We start from the raw sequence: 17479 nt of genomic DNA, 5'->3' as shown, positions 1-17479 counted from the left end.
CGGACACATTCGTCGGGTGACTGTGCGCAATTGTCACAACATGCACATCTACAACACAGTTACCGGTTGCACCGTACGTCACATCTGACGCCAAAGAAACTTATGTCACAAATTACAAGTTTGTAATTGAAAGTCGTGTTATCGCTTCGTGACTCGGCCACCTGCCGAGGGGTTGTGACATCGCGTCAAAACCCTTGTCGCGCTGCGGTTTCAGCCGTTCTGACGGGAAGCGACGCGTTTGCCTCGATTTTGTAAAAGTCGCGTACCGATAACGGCCGCAACCACTCCCAGCACGACGACAATCGTCAACACCGTCCATGGGAAATGCGGCGTGCTCAACTCGCCTAGGAAATTCTTCGAACCCTGCACCGGGCCGCGCCCTTTCGCTACGTCCTGGCCGGCCTCCAGCGTCATCCGGTCGTAGGTCGTGCTGAAGGTGCCCGCCTGACCGGGGCTGAGCACGAGCACCGTCGCCCCGGGGAATGCCTGCCCCACTTCGGTCGCGATGTCGCGCAGCGGCGTGTCGATCGGCGGGTCCTGGTCGACGACGACGATCTTCAGGTCGACGCCCTGCTGCTTGGCCTTGGCCACCACGTCGGTCAGTCCCGCGTTCGCCGGGTTCGGTGAGGCGCTCACGCCGTCGCCGCGCACGTCGTCGATGACCAGGCTCATGCAGGTGTCCACGGGAGTGGTCGCGGGGTCGCGGCCGACCGGCCCGCAGACGACGGGCGGGATATAGGCCGGCATCAACGGCAGCACGTGCGGTCCGATCACAGGAGAACCGTACCCAATTGGGTACTCAGCGGGGTGACACCCTTGGATGTTTGCAGGACAAGCGTACTGTTAGGATCGTCAACGCGGTCGACACAGCCCGTCGGCTGCGAGAACTAGCCGGGAGTTGATGTGAGCAAAGGTAATAACGACAAGACGGACAACTCTTCTTCTGTCAATTCTTTCGATGCGCGCGACTCCCTCCAGGTCGGGGACAAGAGCTACGAGATCTACCGCCTCGACGCGGTGAAGGGCATGGAGAAGCTGCCCTACAGCCTCAAGGTGCTGGCCGAGAACCTGCTGCGCACCGAGGACGGCAAGAACATCACCAAGGACCACATCGAGGCGCTCGCCAACTGGGACCCCGAGGCCGAGCCCAGCGTGGAGATCCAGTTCACCCCGGCCCGCGTGGTCATGCAGGACTTCACCGGTGTGCCGTGCATCGTCGACCTCGCCACCATGCGTGAGGCGATCGGCGATCTGGGCGGCGACCGCGAGAAGGTCAACCCGCTCGCCCCCGCGGACCTGGTGATCGACCACTCGGTCATCGCCGACCTGTTCGGCCGCGAGGACGCGTTCGAGCGCAACGTCGAGATCGAGTACGAGCGCAACGGCGAGCGCTACCAGTTCCTGCGCTGGGGCCAGGGCGCGTTCGACGACTTCAAGGTCGTGCCGCCGGGCACCGGGATCGTGCACCAGGTCAACATCGAGTACCTGGCCCGCGTGGTCTGGGAGCGCGACGGCGTGGCATATCCCGACACCTGCGTGGGCACCGACAGCCACACCACGATGGTCAACGGCCTGGGCGTGCTGGGCTGGGGCGTCGGCGGTATCGAGGCCGAGGCGGCGATGCTCGGCCAGCCGGTGTCGATGCTGATCCCCCGGGTGGTCGGATTCAAGCTGACCGGCGAGCGTCCGGCAGGGGTCACCGCCACGGACATCGTGCTCACCGCCACCGAGATGCTGCGTGAGCACGGCGTGGTCGGCAAGTTCGTCGAGTTCTACGGCGAAGGCGTCGCGGAGGTGCCGCTGGCCAACCGCGCCACGCTGGGCAACATGAGCCCCGAATTCGGTTCGACCGCAGCGATTTTCCCGATCGACGACGTCACGATCGACTACCTGCGGATGACCGGACGCAGCGACGAGCAGCTGGCGCTGGTCGAGGCCTACGCCAAGGAACAGGGCATGTGGCACGACCCGGAGCGGGAGCCCAAGTTCTCGGAGTACATCGAACTCGACCTGTCCGACGTGGTGCCCTCGATCGCGGGGCCGAAGCGCCCGCAGGACCGCATCGCGCTCAACGAGGCCAAGAGCGCCTTCCGCCGCGACATTGCCGACTACGTCGGCGACGACGCCAAGGAACCGGAGTACTCCAAGCTGGACGAGGCCGTCGACGAGACCTTCCCCGCCAGCGATGCCGTGCGCAACACCGAGTTCGCCACCAACGGCGCTTCGGAAGAGCGTGTCGAGACGGCGGCGACCGAGCCCGAGGGCCGCCCGAGCAAGCCGGTGAAGGTCGCCTCCGACGAGCTGGGCGAGTTCGTCCTCGACCATGGCGCGGTCGTGATCGCCGCGATCACGTCGTGCACCAACACGTCCAATCCGGAAGTGATGCTCGGCGCGGCGCTGCTCGCCAAGAACGCCGTCGAGAAGGGCCTGGCCTCCAAGCCATGGGTGAAGACCACGATGGCGCCGGGCTCGCAGGTCGTCACCGACTACTACGAGAACGCCGGGCTGTGGCCGTACCTGGAGAAGCTCGGTTTCTACCTCGTCGGCTACGGCTGCACGACGTGTATCGGCAACTCCGGTCCGCTGCCCGAGGAGATCTCCAAGGCGGTCAACGACGCCGACCTCGCCGTGACCGCGGTGCTGTCGGGTAACCGCAACTTCGAGGGCCGCATCAACCCCGACGTCAAGATGAACTATCTCGCGTCGCCGCCGCTGGTGATCGCCTACGCGCTGGCGGGCACGATGGACTTCGACTTCGAGTCCGACTGCCTGGGCACCGACGAGGACGGCAACGAGGTGTTCCTCAAGGACATCTGGCCGTCGCAGAAGGACATCGACGACACCATCGCCTCGGCGATCAACACCGAGATGTTCACCAAGAACTACGCCGACGTGTTCAAGGGCGACGAACGCTGGCGCAACCTGCCGACGCCGGAGGGCAACACCTTCGAGTGGGCCGAGGACTCGACCTACGTGCGCAAACCGCCGTACTTCGACGGTATGCCGGCCGAGCCGGAGCCGGTGAGCGACATCCAGGGCGCCAGAGTGCTTGCGCTGCTTGGTGATTCGGTCACCACCGACCACATCTCCCCGGCCGGCAGCATCAAGCCGGGCACGCCCGCCGCGCAGTACCTCGAGGAGAACGGCGTCGAGAAGAAGGACTACAACTCCTACGGGTCGCGCCGCGGCAACCACGAAGTGATGATCCGCGGCACGTTCGCGAACATCCGGTTGCGCAACCAGTTGCTCGACGACGTGTCCGGCGGCTACACGCGCGACTTCACCAACGACGGCGAGCAGGCTTTCATCTACGACGCCGCGCAAAACTATGCCGCGCAAGACATTCCGCTGGTTGTACTCGGTGGCAAGGAGTACGGGTCCGGCTCGTCGCGGGACTGGGCGGCCAAGGGCACCCGCCTGCTGGGGGTGCGCGCGGTGATCGCCGAGTCGTTCGAGCGAATCCACCGGTCGAACCTGATCGGCATGGGCGTGATCCCGTTGCAGTTCCCCGAGGGCGAGTCCTCGGAGTCGCTGAACCTCGACGGCAGTGAGACGTTCGACATCACCGGCATCGAGGAACTCAACGAGGGCAAGACGCCGAAGACGGTGAAGGTCAAAGCCACCAAGGAGGGTGGCGACCCGGTCGAGTTCGACGCGGTGGTGCGTATCGACACCCCCGGGGAGGCCGACTACTACCGCAACGGCGGCATCTTGCAGTACGTGCTGCGCAACATGTTGAAGACCCAGTAGAAGGTACGGACACCCCGTGCCCCGGGTCACCGACGACCACCTGGCGGCGCGTCGTCGGCAGATTCTCGACGGTGCCCGGCGGTGTTTCGCCGAGTACGGCTACGACAAGGCGACCGTGCGGCGGCTCGAGCAGACGATCGGGCTGTCGCGCGGCGCCATCTTCCATCACTTCCGCGACAAGGACACGCTGTTCTTCGAGCTGGCGCGTGAGGACGCGGAGCGGATGGCCGATGTCGCCGCGCGTGAGGGACTGGTCCAGGTGATGCGCGACGTGCTCGCCGCGCCGGACCAGTTCGACTGGCTGGCCACGCGCCTGGAGATCGCGCGAAAACTGCGTAACGACCCTGATTTTCACCGTGGCTGGTCGGAGCGGTCGGCTGAACTGTCAGCGGCGACCCATCAACGACTCCGAATGCAGAAGCAAGCGGGACGGTTGCGTGACGACGTACCCAGCGCCGTGCTGCAGACCTACCTCGACCTGGTTCTCGACGGCCTGGTCGCGCGGTTGGCTTCGGGAGACGATCCGCAGAAACTAGGCGCCGTGCTGGACCTCGTCGAGGCGTCCCTGCGCCAGCGGCCGGACTAGCCGGCGCGCCTGCTGCGGTGGTTCGGCCCGCCGCGGCTGCGCATCGTGGTGCCGGACTCGCGCAGCATGCTGTGGATCGAACCGTACGAGCGACCGGTGGATGCGACCAGTGTGCGAATGCTCGCGCCACCCTCGTAAGCACTCCGCAACTCGCTGAGCAACTGGTCTCTCGGCTTGTCCAGCTTCTTCATCAGCATCTCCCCACTTGATGCCCCGTCGCATACCCCGCGTGGGAAGCAGTTACACGCGCGCGGATCAAATTGGCCAGCCGGGTCGCAAACCGGGTCAGGCCAACTCGATCAGGTCGCGGTACTCCTCGGACCAGTAGTCCTCGGTGCCGTCGGGAAGCAGCACCACGCGCTGCGGTTCCAGCGCCTCGGCGGCGCCGGGGTCGTGCGTGACGAGCACGACGGCACCGACATAGCTGCGCAGCGCGTCGAGCACCTGCTCCCGCGAGGCCGGGTCGAGGTTGTTCGTCGGCTCGTCGAGCAGCAGCACATTTGCGGTGGACGCGACCAGGCCGGCGAGCGCCAGTCGGGTTTTCTCGCCGCCGGACAGCGTGCCCGCGGGCTGCTCCAGCTGCGCTCCGCTGAACATGAAGGCGCCCAACAGTCCTCGCAGGTCTTGCTCGCCGGTGTCGGGGGCCGCGTGCCGGATGTTCTCCCACACCGTCGCGGTGTCATCGAGCGTGTCGTGCTCCTGTGCGAAGTAGCCGAGCTTGAGTCCGTGGCCGGGTTCGAGTCCTCCGGCGTCGGGAATCTCCACCCCGGCCAGCAGCCGCAGCAGCGTCGTCTTGCCGGCACCGTTGAGGCCGAGCACGACTACGCGGGAGCCGCGGTCGATGGCGAGGTCGACTCCGGTGAAGACCTCCAGGGACCCGTAGTTCTTCGTCAGTCCCTTGGCGACCAGCGGGGTGCGCCCACACGGGGCCGGGGTGGGGAACTTGATGCGGGCCACCTTGTCGGCGACGCGTTCCTCGTCGAGGGCGGCCATCATCCGGTCCGCCCGGCGCAGCATGTTCTGCGCCGCAACGGCTTTGGTGGCCTTGGCGCCCATCTTGGCGGCCTGGGTGCGCAATGCGGAGGCCTTGCGCTCGGCGTTGGCGCGTTCACGGCGGCGCCGCTGTTCGTCGGTGGCGCGGGCGTCGAGGTACTTCTGCCAGCCCATGTTGTAGACGTCGACCTCGCCGCGCACCGCGTCGAGGAACCAGACGCGGTTCACCACGTCGGCGAGCAGGTCGACGTTATGGCTGATGACGATCAGGCCACCCGGGTGTTGCTGCAGGAAGTCGCGCAGCCAGCCGATGGAATCGGCGTCGAGGTGGTTGGTGGGCTCGTCGAGTAGCAGTGTCGTCCCGGAATTAGCTCCAGCGCCGGCTCCTTCGCTCGCGGCGAACAGGATGCGCGCCAGCTCCACCCGGCGACGCTGACCACCCGACAGCGTGCGCAACGATTGGGTCAGGACTCGTTCCGGCAGCCCGAGACTCGCGCAGATACGGCCCGCCTCGCTCTCGGCGGCATAGCCGCCCAGCGCCGCGAACCGCTCCTCGAGTTGACCGTACTTGCGGACGGCCTTGTCGCGGGCGGCGTCATCGGCGACCTCGGCCATCAGCACCTGCTGCTTCTCGAGGTCGGCCAGCAGGGTGTCGAGCCCACGGGCCGAAAGAACGCGGTCACGAGCCAACACGTCCAGGTCGCCTTCCCTGGGATCCTGTGGCAGATAACCGATTTCGCCGTTGCGGACGATGGTTCCCGCGTAGGGTTCGCCTTCTCCGGCGAGGATGCGCATCGTGGTCGTCTTGCCGGCGCCGTTTCGGCCGACCAGCCCGATCCGGTCGCCGGGCTGCACCCGAAGCGCGGTTCCGTCGGTGGACAGCAGCGTGCGTGCCCCGGCGCGGACCTCGAGGTCCGTTGCGGTGATCACGCTGTCATGTCCTTACTTGTCGTCGGTGAAGACCGGGGCGCGCTTCTCGGCGCGCGACGCCACCGCTTCTTCGAAGTTGGCGGTGAGCAACCGGACGAAGAGTTGTCCGAGGCCCTCGGCTTGCATATGCCCCTCCAGGCTACCGGCGTCCAGTCCACTCCACAGTGTGCGCTTGGTCAACTCGATTCCGGGCCGGGAGAACGTCGCGATCCGCTCCGCCAGCTGATAGCAGGCGTCGAGCAACTGATCGTCGGCGACCGCGCGCGACACCAGCCCGATGCGTTCGGCCTCGGCGGCGTCGACGTCACGGCCGGTCAGCATCAGCTCGAACGCGCGTGAGGTGCCGATCGCGCGCGGCAGCAGGTACGACAGTCCCAGTTCACTGGCCGTCAGGCCGTTGTTGATGCCGGCCGCGCGGAAGTAGGCGCCGTCGGCCGCCACCCGGATGTCGCAGGCCAGCGCCAGGCACAGTCCCCCGCCGATTGCCGCACCGTTGACCGCCGCGATCACCGGCTGGTGCATCTTGCGCAGCGCGAGGATGACGTCGTCGAGCACCTCCATCGACCGCAGCGCGAACGTGGGCCGGGTCAGCCCGTCGATGTGCGGCACCGAACCTGCCGACTTGTGGTCCGCGCCGGAGGAGAACCCGCGCCCGGCGCCGGTCAGCACGACCGCCCGCACGGCGTTGTCGAAGGTGAGCTCCTCGAGCACCTTCTTGAGCGGAACCATCACGTCGAACGCCATGGAGTTCATCCGCTCGGGCCGGTTCAGCGTCACCAGCGCGACGCCGGGTCGCGGCCGGTCGACCAGGACGAAGTTGTCTGTCTGCTCGCTCACGCACTGCACGCTATCGCGTGCGCGGCCTCACTCCGGCTGCCCGTTGTCCTGAGCTGCGATCGCGGCGTCGATGTCGAACTCCTTGACCCGTTGCACAAGTTCCTCGAGAGCGGCCGGGGGCAGAGCGCCGGCCTGGTTGAACACCAGCTTGCCCTTCTTGAAGGCCATCAACGTGGGGATCGACCGGATTTCCGCAGCCGCGGCCAACTCCTGCTCCGCCTCGGTGTCGACCTTGGCGTAGACCACGTCGGGGTGCTGCTCTGACGACGCTGCGAAAGTGGGGGCGAATGCTCTGCAGGGGCCACACCAGGACGCCCAGAAGTCCACCAGCACGATCTCGTTGCCGTTGATGGTGTCGTTGAATTGTTCGGCGGTGATGTCTTGGGTAGCCACGTTGCTTCCTAACGCTGGTGTTCAGCCGGGTGTTCCCAGCCTACGGGGCGGCGGCGGCGTGCGCGTTGGCCAGCAGACGGGCCTGCTGTCGGGGCCACCAGAACATCTCGGCCAGCAGTGCGGCGAGGTAGACGACCGAGACGACCGCGTTGCCCCAGGAACCGAACACGGCATCGGCGACGGCGGCGGCGACGGCGACGATCAGAACGAGCATCAGCAGCCACCGCAGGGGCCGGGCCTCCTCGGCTGCGGCTTTCATGCCTCGGGCGTAGTCGGCCGCCGCGCCGGACAGTCTCGCGTCGGCAAGTCGCTGCCCCCGCCGAGTCGCGCGCGCCACCGCGACGCGGTCGTCCGCGGACAACGTGTCGGCACCGGGCCAGTACCGGGCCATCCGGCGTGCCATCCACACCCCATAGAACGTGCCGACGACGACCGTGACGATGACACCGGTGATCACGAACCCCGAGTCGAGCCACGCCAGCGCACCCACGCAGAGCCCGACGGCGCCGCCCGTCATCAGTGCGCGACCGATGAAGCCCCCTCGCCACACCAAAGCCGGCACCGTGACCATCGCCCTATTGTGGGCACGCCCCGGGGCCGGAAAAGTCAGATTTCCTGTAATGGCGTCGGCCGCAACAGCGCTGTCGCCACCACGCTGATGGTGGCGGTCGCCACGAGGTACGTGCAGGCCAGCCACGGCGCGTTGTCCGCCGCGGCGATCAGCGCGGTGAGGATCAGCGGGGTCAGCCCCGACGAGTAAACGCCCGACAACTGGTAGACCGTGGACAGCCCGGTGTAGCGGATGCGCGCCGGATACAGCGACGCGTAGAGCGTGCCTTGCGCGCCGTAGAACCATGCGTGAATCACACCGAACACCAAAATCATTCCGAGTGTGAACGCGGTCAGGCTGCGGGTGTCGAAGAGTGTGAACACCGGGAACACGGCGACCGCGTACGCGGCGATCCCGGTGGCATACACCACGCGCGGGCTGAACCGGTCGGCCAGCAGCCCCGACACGGGCAGCAACACCGCCATCAGAAGTGCGGCGGCGGTGACCGCGACGAGCACCGGCACCCGCTCGAGCCCGAGGGTCCCCGTCGCGTACGCGATCGCGAACACGCCCCACGTGTTGAACGCCGCGCCCTCACCCCACCGCGACAGCAGTCCGAGCACCGTGCCGCGCAAGGCCGGACGGCGGAACACGTCGCGCAGCGGCACCCGTGAGCGGTCGTCGGAGTCGCGAACCTTCTCGAACGCCGGTGTCTCGGTGGCCTTCCATCGCACCACCAGCCCGAAGACCACCAGCACGATGCTGAACAGGAAGGCGATCCGCCAGCCGTAGGACTCGAAAGCCTCAACGGGAAGGGCTATTTGGAGTAGTGCGAACACGCCGGTGCCCAGCGCGAGGCCCAATGCGAGCCCGACTTGAGGGACACTGCCGGCCAAGCCGCGCCGGTGTGGTGGGCTGTGCTCGACGGCCAGCAGGATCGCGCCTGCCCACTCGCCACCGAGTGCGAAACCTTGCACGACGCGCAGGAGCAACAGCAGGATCGGTGCGAGCAGGCCGATCTGCGCGGCGGTGGGCAGCACACCCATCAGCGCCGTGGCGCCGCCCATTAGGATCATCGTCAGCGCCAACGTCTTCTTCCTGCCGATGCGGTCGCCGACGTGGCCGAACACGAAGCCGCCGATCGGGCGCACCACGAAGCCGACCGCGAAGGTGGCGAACGACAACAGCGTGCCGACGAGCGAGCTCTGGTTGGGAAAGAAAGCATGGTTGAAGACCAGGCTCGCCGCAGTCGCGTAGAGGAAGAAGTCGTACCACTCGATGGTGGTGCCGACGAGGCTGGCGATCAGGGCCGTGCGGACCCTCGACTTCTCCGCCGCCCCGCGCGGGACGGCTTCGTCTACGAGTAACGACACATCAGCCGACGATCCCGGAATCCGGTCGGCGTGAACACCTTTAGGCGCGTACTGATCGGAACGCCGCGCCTAAGCGGTCAGACGGTGAAGCCCAGCGCCCGGAGCTGCTCGCGGCCGTCCTCGGTGATCTTGTCCGGGCCCCACGGCGGATTCCACACCCAGTTGATCCTCAGTTCGTTGACCAGCCCAGCGCCCACCAGGGCGGTTCGCGACTGATCTTCGATCACATCGGTCAGCGGGCAGGCCGCCGACGTCAGTGTCATGTCGATCAGCGCGACCTTTCCCTGCTCCCCCTGCTCGACGTTGATCCCGTAGACGAGACCGAGGTCGACGACGTTGATCCCGAGCTCGGGATCGACGACGTCGCGCATCGCCTCCTCGAGATCGAACAAGAACTCCTCGTTCGGCACTGCGGTGTCACTCATCCTGCCTCCTGAAAATCCTCAGACGCTTGTGCGAGCGCGTCTTTGAAAGCCATCCAACCCAGCAACGCGCACTTCACCCGCGCCGGGTACTTCGCGACACCGGCGAATGCGATGCCGTCCCCGATCACCTCTTCGTCGCCTTCGACCGTTCCCCGCGACGAGATCATCTCGCTGAACGCGGCCACAGTCTTGAGGGCGTCGCCGACGCTTCGGCCGATCAGTTGATCGGTCAGCACCGACGTGGACGCCTGGCTGATAGAACAACCCTGGCCGTCATACGAGATGTCCTCGATCTGCTCACCGTCGCCGGACAGCGCCACCCGCAACGTCACCTCGTCGCCGCACGTGGGGTTGACGTGGCGGACTTCGGCGCCGAACGGCTCACGCAGCCCGCGGTGGTGTGGGTGCTTGTAGTGATCGAGGATCACTTCCTGGTACATCTGCTCGAGCCGCACGTCAGTCCCTGCCGAAGAACTCCACGGCGCGACGCACGCCGGCCACCAGGCGATCGACCTCGTCGAGCGTGTTGTAGACCGCGAACGACGCCCGCGCGGTGGCCGCGATCCCGAATCGGCGATGCAGCGGCCACGCGCAGTGATGTCCGACGCGCACTGCCACGCCGTCGTCGTCGAGCACCTGCCCCACATCGTGGGCGTGGACGCCGTCGACCACGAAACTCACTGGGGAGCCTCGGTTCTCCAGCGAGGTCGGGCCGATGATGCGTACACCGTCGATCGTTGCGAGACCCTCGAGCGCGGCAGCCACCAGTTCGGCCTCATGTGTTTCCACCGCGTCCATGCCGAGCGCGTTCAGATACCGCGCGGCCGCAGCCAAGCCGACGACTTGCGACGTCATCGGGGTGCCGGCCTCGAAACGCTGCGGTGCGGGTGCGTACGTCGTCTCCTGCATCGTGACGGTCTCGATCATCGACCCACCGGTGACGAACGGCGGCATCGCGTTCAGCAGCGCGGCGCGGCCGTACAACGCACCGATTCCGGTTGGTCCGAGCATCTTGTGGCCGGAGAACGCCGCATAGTCGACGTCGAGCGCGTGAAAGTCCACCGACCGGTGCGGCACGGACTGGCAGGCGTCGAGCACGGTCAGCGCACCGACCGCCTTCGCGCGTGCAACCAGTTCGGCGACCGGCGCGAGCGCACCGGTGACATTGGAATGATGGCTGAAAGCAATGACTTTGACGTTCTCGTCGAGCGCGAGCGAGTCCAGGTCGATGCGGCCGTCCTCGGTGACGGAATACCACTTCAGCGTTGCACCGGTACGACGCGCCAGCTCCTGCCACGGGACCAGATTGGCGTGGTGTTCGAGTTCGGTTGTGACGATCACGTCACCCGGACCGACGGCGTGCTCGAAACGCTTGTCGCCCAGCACATAGGACACCAGGTTGAGCGCCTCGGTCGCGTTCTTGGTGAACACCAGCTCGCCGGGGTCGGCGCCGACGAACGCCGCTATGTCCGCTCGCCCGTCCTCGTAGGCGTCGGTGGCCTCCTCCATCAGCTGGTGAGCCCCACGGTGCACCGCGCCGTTCGACGTGATCAGGAAATCGCGCTCAGCGTCGAGCACCTGCAGTGGCCGTTGCGAGGTCGCCCCCGAATCCAGGTACGCCAACGTGCTCCCGCCGCGCATCTGCTTCTTCAGGATCGGGAAGTCCGCGCGGATGGCGGCCAGATCGAGCGGGCGAACGGCGGCGGTCACGGGTTACGCCTCCGCGCCCGCCGTCTGGGTGAACCGGACGTAACCGTTCTCCTCGAGCTCGTCGGCGAGTTCCGGGCCGCCGGAGGTGACGATGCGGCCGTCGACGAACACGTGCACGAACTGCGGCTGGATGTAACGCAGGATGCGGGTGTAGTGGGTGATCAGCAGCACCCCACCGTGTTCGGTCTCGGCGTACCGGTTGACGCCCTCGCTGACCACGCGCAGCGCGTCGACGTCCAAGCCGGAGTCGGTCTCGTCGAGTATCGCGATCTTCGGTTTGAGCAGAGCCAGTTGCAGGATCTCGTGGCGTTTCTTCTCGCCGCCCGAAAACCCTTCGTTGACACTGCGTTCGGAGAACGACGCGTCGATACCGAGCTCGCCCATCGCGGACTTGACCTCTTTGACCCAGTGCCGCAGCTTCGGCGCCTCACCGCGCACGGCCGTCGCTGCGGTGCGCAGGAAGTTCGACATCGACACCCCCGGCACCTCGACCGGGTACTGCATCGCCAGGAACAGGCCCGCGCGCGCACGCTCGTCGATGCTCATCTCCAGTACGTCCTGGCCGTCCAACGTGATCGACCCCGATGTCACCGTGTACTTCGGGTGGCCGGCGATCGCGTACGACAACGTGGACTTGCCGGATCCGTTGGGGCCCATCACCGCGTGCGTCTCCCCCGACTTCACGGTCAGGTTCACACCTTTGAGGATCGGGATCTCGGTCTGCTCGGGAGTGTGGACCGAGACGTGCAGGTCTTTGATTTCCAGTGTGGTCATGGCTGAGCTGTTCTCGATTCCGTGATCGCTAGTTCTCGTTCGATTGCTTCGGTCAGGCGCTCGCGTACCTCGGGGACGGCGATCTTGGCGATGATCTCGTTGAAGAAGCCGCGTACCACCAGGCGCCGCGCTTGATCCTCGGGGATGCCGCGGGCGCGCAGATAGAACAGTTGCTCGTCGTCGAAACGTCCGGTCGCACTGGCGTGCCCGGCGCCGACGATCTCGCCCGTCTCGATCTCGAGGTTGGGCACCGAGTCCGCCCGCGCCCCGTCGGTGAGCAGCAGGTTGCGGTTCACCTCGAAGGTGTCCGTGCCGGTGGCTTCCGCGCGGATCAGCACGTCGCCCACCCACACGGTGTGCGCATCGGGCCGGCCCGAGGTCGGATCTCCTTGCAGCGCACCCTTGTACAGCACATCGGACTTGCAGTTCGGGTGGGCGTGATCGACCAGCAGCCGCGACTCGAAATGCTGACCGTCATCGGCGAAGTAGGTGCCGAGCATCTTGGCGTCGCCACCGGGGCCGGTGAACCGCACCGTCGCCGTGGTGCGCACGACGTCGCCGCCGAGCGTGACGTTGACGTGGCCGAGCACCGCGTCCTTGCCGAGGCGCGCGTGATGCGCGCTGACGTGCACCATGTCGTCGGCCCAGTCGGCAATCCAGATCACTCCGAGTCCGGCTGAATCGCCGACGACGATCTCGACGTTGTCGGCGTAGGTTCCGCTGCCCCGCAGGTCCACCACGACGATGGCACGCGACAGTTCCTCGACCCGGATCTGCAGATGCCCGTAGGCCACCGCCCCCTCGCCCGGGCCGCTGATGTCGATTTCGATCGGCTCGGCGAGCTCGGTGTCGCGGGCGACGGTGACGATCGTCGCGGTATCGAACGATGAGAACGCCTGGGCCGCAATGCGGTCCGAGGGCACGCCTCCGTCACCGAGCCGCTGGTCGTCGCGACGCACCGTCTCCACAGTGACACCGGGCGACTCCACCACGCGGATCTCCGCGGTACCCGTGGTGGTCGCCGACCCGTCGTGCAGACCGCGCAGACGCTTCAGCGGCGTGAAACGCCAGATCTCGTCGCGGCCACCGGGCACCTCGAAAGCGTCCACATCGAAGGAGGTGAAGATCTCGCCCTTGTTGAGTGCCGATCCGGCCGGTGTGCCCTCTACCGCCTCAGTCAGATTCTGTGCCGTCACTATCCGACCGCGCCTTCCATCTGCAGCTCGATCAGCCGGTTGAGCTCCAGCGCATACTCCATCGGAAGCTCCTTGGCGATCGGTTCGACGAAGCCGCGCACCACCATCGCCATGGCCTCGTCCTCGGTCAGGCCGCGGCTCATGAGGTAGAACAGCTGGTCCTCGCTGACCTTGGAGACGGTGGCCTCGTGGCCCATGGTGACGTCGTCCTCGCGGATGTCGACGTATGGGTAGGTGTCGGAGCGGCTGACGGTGTCGACAAGCAGCGCATCGCATTTCACGCTGGACCGCGATCCGTGAGCACCCTTGTTGACCTGGACGAGGCCGCGGTAGGACGCGCGGCCGCCACCGCGGGCGACGGACTTGGACACGATGTTGGACGACGTGTTCGGCGCCAGGTGCAGCATTTTCGCGCCGGTGTCCTGATGCTGACCCTCGCCGGCGAATGCGACCGAAAGCACCTCGCCACGCGCGTGCTCACCGGTCATCCACACGGCCGGGTATTTCATCGTGACCTTCGAGCCGATATTGCCGTCGACCCATTCCATCGTCGCCCCCGCCTCCGCGCGGGCGCGCTTGGTGACGAGGTTGTAGACGTTGTTCGACCAGTTCTGAATGGTCGTGTAACGGCACCGCCCACCGGGTTTCACGATGATCTCGACGACCGCGGAGTGCAGCGAATCCGACTTGTAGATGGGAGCAGTGCACCCCTCGACGTAATGCACGTACGCGCCCTCGTCGACGATGATCAGCGTCCGCTCGAACTGGCCCATGTTCTCGGTGTTGATCCGGAAATAAGCCTGCAATGGAATATCCACATGCACGCCCGGCGGCACATAGATGAACGAGCCCCCCGACCACACGGCAGTATTCAATGCAGAAAACTTATTATCCCCGGCGGGAATTACGGTTCCGAAGTATTGTTTGAATATATCTTCGTGTTCCCGCAAACCAGTATCAGTATCTAAGAATATGACTCCTTGAGCCTCTAAATCCTCTCTGATCTGGTGGTAAACAACTTCTGACTCATATTGAGCCGCTACGCCAGCAACCAATCTTTGCTTTTCAGCTTCGGGAATTCCGAGCCGGTCGTACGTATTTCGAATATCCTCCGGCAAATCCTCCCAAGACGCCGCCTGCTTCTCGGTGGAGCGCACGAAGTACTTGATGTTGTCGAAGTCGATGCCCTCGAGGTTCGATCCCCAGTTCGGCATCGGCTTCTTATCGAACGTGCGCAGGGCCTTGAGCCGTGTGTCGAGCATCCACTCGGGCTCGTTCTTCTTCCCCGAGATGTCGCGCACCACCGCCTCGGACAGTCCGCGCTGGGCGCTGGCGCCCGCAACGTCGGAGTCCACCCAGCCGTAGCCGTACCGGCTCAGCGAGGCGATCGCCTCGTCCTGGCTGAGCGGTTCGCCGACCTTGTGGACCTCGGGTGTCGTCGTCATCTCGACGCTCCTTGCTTGCTCGTGGGGGCTGTGAGGCTGGCTTTCTCTACCAGCGGTACGTGCGTGGTGCAGGCGCAGTCGCCGTTGACGATCGTGGCGAGCCTCTGCACGTGGGTGCCCAGAATCTCCGCGAAGGCTTCCCGCTCGGTCTCACACAGCTCGGGGAACTCCTCGGCGACGTGAGACACCGGACAGTGATGCTGGCACAGCTGGATGCAGTGGACGGAGCCGGGCGCCGGCGTCATCGGCGTGACCGTGGTCACGTAGCCGGCCTTGGTCAGCGCGGTCGCCACCCGGTGGGCCTTCGACTCGACGTCATCGGGACCCTCGGTCACTCCCGCCAGGATCCCGTCGATACGGCGGCGCGCGAACGTGCGCACCGCGTCATCCCCGCCCATCTCGCGCAACTGCCGGATAGCCGCAACGGCGAGGTCGTCGTAGGCGTGGCTCAGTTTGGCCCGGCCCGCCGCGGTGAGCCGGTAACGCTTCGCGGGTCGGCCACGCCCAGTGTGCTGCCACGCGGCGGCGGCGCTGGCCTGGGCGTCGCCCGCGTCCATCAGCGCGTCGAGGTGCCGGCGCACGCCGGCGGCGGAGATGCCGAGCCGATCGCCGATCTCACCGGCCGTGATCGACCCGGATTCCAGGAGCAGCTGCACGATCGCACCACGCGTGTGGCGATCGGCACCCACTTCCGGACTTATTTTCACAACACCATTGTGTCGGAATTCCGAAAGCCGTGTAAAGCAAGGGCACCCTTAGCGTGACCGGAGCCACGGATGTCGGCGGTTACGCTGCTGAGGTGGCAGCCCGCCTCCCGTCGTTCAGCTCGTCGATCGCCCGTTGGCATGCCGACGAACGTCCGGTGGGCTCACCGCTCAACGACGCCGAGGTCATCGCGCTGCGCCGCACCCGGCTGTTCGGCGCGGCCGGCACAGTCCTGATGGCGATCGGCGCGCTCGGTGTCGGGGCCCGGCCGGTGGTGCAGGACCCGACGTTCGGGGTGCGGTTGCTCAACCTGCCGTCGCGGATCCAGACGGTGTCGCTGACCATGACGACCACCGGCGCGGTGATGATGGCGCTCGCCTGGCTGATGCTCGGCCGGTTCACGCTCGGCGACCGGCGCATGTCGCGAAGCCAGTTGGACCGCCTGCTGTGGCTGTGGGTGCTGCCGCTGCTGCTCGCCCCGCCGATGTACAGCCGCGACGTGTACTCCTATCTGGCACAGAGCGAGATCGGCATCAAGGGACTCGACCCGTACCGGGTGGGCCCGGCCACCGGCCTCGGCCTGGACCACGTGTTCACGTTGTCCGTACCGAACATGTGGCGCGAGACCCCAGCTCCGTACGGCCCGCTGTTCCTCTGGATCGGCCAGGGTATCTCCGCGTTGACGGGCGAGAACATCGTGGCGGCGGTGCTGTGCCACCGCTTGGTCGTGCTCGTCGGCGTGGGTCTGATCGTGTGGGCGACCCCCCGACTGGCCCGGCGGTGCGGCGTCGCCGAGGTGAGCGCGCTGTGGCTCGGCGCCGCCAACCCGCTGCTGATCATGCATCTGGTCGCCGGTATCCACAACGAGGCATTGATGCTCGGGCTGATGCTCGCCGGCACCGAGTTCGCCCTGCGCGGCGTCGACGCGGCCACACCACTTCTTCCGCGACCTCTCACCTGGCCGCAGAACAGCGACGAGTGGGAACGGTGGTGGCCGCTGGCCATGCTGCTCGTGGGCGTTGTGCTGATCACCATGTCCTCACAGGTGAAGCTGCCGTCGCTACTGGCGCTGGGTTTCGTGGCGATGGCGTTGGCCTGCCGCTGGGGCGGCACCGTCAAGGCGTTCTTTCTGGCCGGCGGATCGTTGACGGCCGTGTCGGTCGTGGTGATGGCGCTCATCGGGTGGGCCAGCGGCTTGGGTTTCGGCTGGCTGTTCACCCTGGGCACCGCCAACGTGGTGCGCTCGTGGATGTCACTGCCCACGCTGCTGGCCCTGGGCACCGGACAAGTCGGGATCCTGCTGGGGCTCGGCGACCACACCACCGCCGTGCTGGGCCTGACCCGTGCGATCGGCGTGTTGATCATCGCGGTGCTGGTCACCTGGCTGCTGCTGGCGGTGCTTCGCGGGCGGCTGCATCCGGTGGGCGGGCTGGGTGTCGCGCTCGGCATGACCGTGCTGCTGTTCCCCGTGGTCCAGCCCTGGTACGTGCTGTGGGCCGTGCTGCCGCTGGCGGCCTGGGCCACCCGCCCGGCGTTCCGCAGCACGACGATCGTGGTGACACTCGCCGTCGGCATCTTCGGTCCCACCGCCAACGGCGACCGGTTCACCGTCTTCCAGATCCTGCTCGCGACCGCGGCGAGCACCGTGATCGTGATTGCGCTGATCCTGCTCACCTACAAGCGGCTGCCGTGGCGCAGCGCGGCAACCCGGCCTGCCGACGAAGAGTCGCCACCGCCGCCGCAGCCCGTCAGGCCGGACGCCTACGCTGAATCCCCGTGACGCACCTAGGCCCGGGGAACGCTGCTGCCCCT

The 17479-nt window shown here is 66.5% G+C and carries 17 protein-coding genes; 3 read left to right on the top strand and 14 right to left on the bottom strand.

The genetic code is table 11. The features are described 5' to 3' along the window. Positions 1-210: 210 nt before the first annotated feature. Entirely contained in the window at positions 211-774 is a 564-nt protein-coding gene (locus tag A5663_RS03005; RefSeq protein ID WP_197503270.1) for a DUF6676 family protein, read from the bottom strand. A gap of 129 nt (positions 775-903) precedes the next feature. Here A5663_RS03005 and A5663_RS03000 point away from each other — a divergent pair, with 129 nt between their 5' ends. After that, on the top strand, positions 904-3750 hold the full coding sequence (locus tag A5663_RS03000) for an aconitate hydratase (RefSeq protein WP_068143726.1): 2847 nt from the start codon (positions 904-906) through the stop codon (positions 3748-3750). Between the two features lie 16 nt (positions 3751-3766). Beyond that, positions 3767-4336: a TetR/AcrR family transcriptional regulator gene (locus A5663_RS02995; protein ID WP_068143725.1), complete on the top strand. Its 570-nt coding sequence runs from the start codon at positions 3767-3769 to the stop codon at positions 4334-4336. On the opposite strand, the gene A5663_RS02990 is transcribed toward A5663_RS02995, so the two are convergent. From A5663_RS02990 to A5663_RS02930, 13 genes are all read right to left on the bottom strand, one after another. After that, positions 4333-4527: a helix-turn-helix domain-containing protein gene (locus A5663_RS02990; protein WP_068143765.1), complete on the bottom strand. Its 195-nt coding sequence runs from the start codon at positions 4525-4527 to the stop codon at positions 4333-4335. The two genes, A5663_RS02995 and A5663_RS02990, sit on opposite strands and share 4 nt — an antisense overlap. 94 nt (positions 4528-4621) lie before the next feature. Continuing rightward, positions 4622-6259, bottom strand: coding sequence for an ABC-F family ATP-binding cassette domain-containing protein (locus A5663_RS02985; protein ID WP_068143723.1), 1638 nt, complete (start codon positions 6257-6259; stop codon positions 4622-4624). A gap of 12 nt (positions 6260-6271) precedes the next feature. Beyond that, positions 6272-7105, bottom strand: coding sequence for an enoyl-CoA hydratase (locus tag A5663_RS02980; RefSeq protein ID WP_068143721.1), 834 nt, complete (start codon positions 7103-7105; stop codon positions 6272-6274). A gap of 18 nt (positions 7106-7123) precedes the next feature. After that, positions 7124-7489, bottom strand: coding sequence for a thioredoxin (trxA, locus tag A5663_RS02975; protein ID WP_068143719.1), 366 nt, complete (start codon positions 7487-7489; stop codon positions 7124-7126). Between the two features lie 40 nt (positions 7490-7529). Then, positions 7530-8060, bottom strand: a complete 531-nt coding sequence (locus A5663_RS02970) for a hypothetical protein (protein WP_068143717.1) — start codon at positions 8058-8060, stop codon at positions 7530-7532. A 35-nt stretch (positions 8061-8095) separates the two neighbouring features. After that, entirely contained in the window at positions 8096-9412 is a 1317-nt protein-coding gene (locus A5663_RS02965; protein WP_068143715.1) for an MFS transporter, read from the bottom strand. Between the two features lie 77 nt (positions 9413-9489). Continuing rightward, positions 9490-9837: a metal-sulfur cluster assembly factor gene (locus A5663_RS02960; RefSeq protein WP_068143714.1), complete on the bottom strand. Its 348-nt coding sequence runs from the start codon at positions 9835-9837 to the stop codon at positions 9490-9492. Next, a complete protein-coding gene (gene sufU, locus A5663_RS02955; RefSeq protein ID WP_197503273.1) occupies positions 9834-10277 on the bottom strand; it encodes a Fe-S cluster assembly sulfur transfer protein SufU in 444 nt (147 codons plus the stop codon). Before sufU ends, A5663_RS02960 begins: the two co-directional genes overlap by 4 nt. A 16-nt stretch (positions 10278-10293) precedes the next feature. After that, positions 10294-11547 carry a cysteine desulfurase gene (locus A5663_RS02950; protein ID WP_068143709.1) on the bottom strand — a complete coding sequence of 418 codons (1254 nt, stop codon included), beginning with the start codon at positions 11545-11547 and terminating at the stop codon, positions 10294-10296. A gap of 3 nt (positions 11548-11550) precedes the next feature. After that, a complete protein-coding gene (gene sufC / locus A5663_RS02945; protein WP_068143707.1) occupies positions 11551-12321 on the bottom strand; it encodes a Fe-S cluster assembly ATPase SufC in 771 nt (256 codons plus the stop codon). Further along, positions 12318-13517 carry a Fe-S cluster assembly protein SufD gene (gene sufD, locus A5663_RS02940; RefSeq protein WP_068143705.1) on the bottom strand — a complete coding sequence of 400 codons (1200 nt, stop codon included), beginning with the start codon at positions 13515-13517 and terminating at the stop codon, positions 12318-12320. Before sufD ends, sufC begins: the two co-directional genes overlap by 4 nt. Further along, on the bottom strand, positions 13517-14962 hold the full coding sequence (gene sufB / locus A5663_RS02935) for a Fe-S cluster assembly protein SufB (protein ID WP_068143703.1): 1446 nt from the start codon (positions 14960-14962) through the stop codon (positions 13517-13519). The genes sufD and sufB overlap by 1 nt, the downstream gene beginning before the upstream one ends. After that, complete coding sequence (locus A5663_RS02930; RefSeq protein ID WP_068143701.1) at positions 14959-15669, bottom strand: metalloregulator ArsR/SmtB family transcription factor; 711 nt, start codon at positions 15667-15669, stop codon at positions 14959-14961. The genes sufB and A5663_RS02930 overlap by 4 nt, the downstream gene beginning before the upstream one ends. Positions 15670-15761: 92 nt before the next feature. Between A5663_RS02930 and mptB the strand changes: the two genes are divergently transcribed. Continuing rightward, a complete protein-coding gene (gene mptB, locus A5663_RS02925; protein ID WP_068143763.1) occupies positions 15762-17447 on the top strand; it encodes a polyprenol phosphomannose-dependent alpha 1,6 mannosyltransferase MptB in 1686 nt (561 codons plus the stop codon). The last annotated feature ends 32 nt before the right edge of the window (positions 17448-17479 follow it).

This window comes from Mycobacterium sp. E740 (assembly GCF_001672895.1).
In the GTDB taxonomy this organism is placed as follows: Bacteria; Actinomycetota; Actinomycetes; order Mycobacteriales; family Mycobacteriaceae; genus Mycobacterium.
This window is presented reverse-complemented; position numbering and strand designations above follow the sequence as displayed.

What these genes read in the sequence shown, in the direction of transcription:
- A5663_RS02960 (WP_068143714.1), bottom strand. Translation starts at nt 9,837, where the DNA reads ATGAGTGACACCGCAGTGCCGAACGAGGAGTTCTTGTTCGATCTCGAG.
- A5663_RS02990 (WP_068143765.1), bottom strand. Translation starts at nt 4,527, where the DNA reads ATGAAGAAGCTGGACAAGCCGAGAGACCAGTTGCTCAGCGAGTTGCGG.
- sufU (WP_197503273.1), bottom strand. Translation starts at nt 10,277, where the DNA reads ATGTACCAGGAAGTGATCCTCGATCACTACAAGCACCCACACCACCGC.
- sufB (WP_068143703.1), bottom strand. Translation starts at nt 14,962, where the DNA reads ATGACGACGACACCCGAGGTCCACAAGGTCGGCGAACCGCTCAGCCAG.
- sufC (WP_068143707.1), bottom strand. Translation starts at nt 12,321, where the DNA reads ATGACCACACTGGAAATCAAAGACCTGCACGTCTCGGTCCACACTCCC.
- A5663_RS02970 (WP_068143717.1), bottom strand. Translation starts at nt 8,060, where the DNA reads ATGGTCACGGTGCCGGCTTTGGTGTGGCGAGGGGGCTTCATCGGTCGC.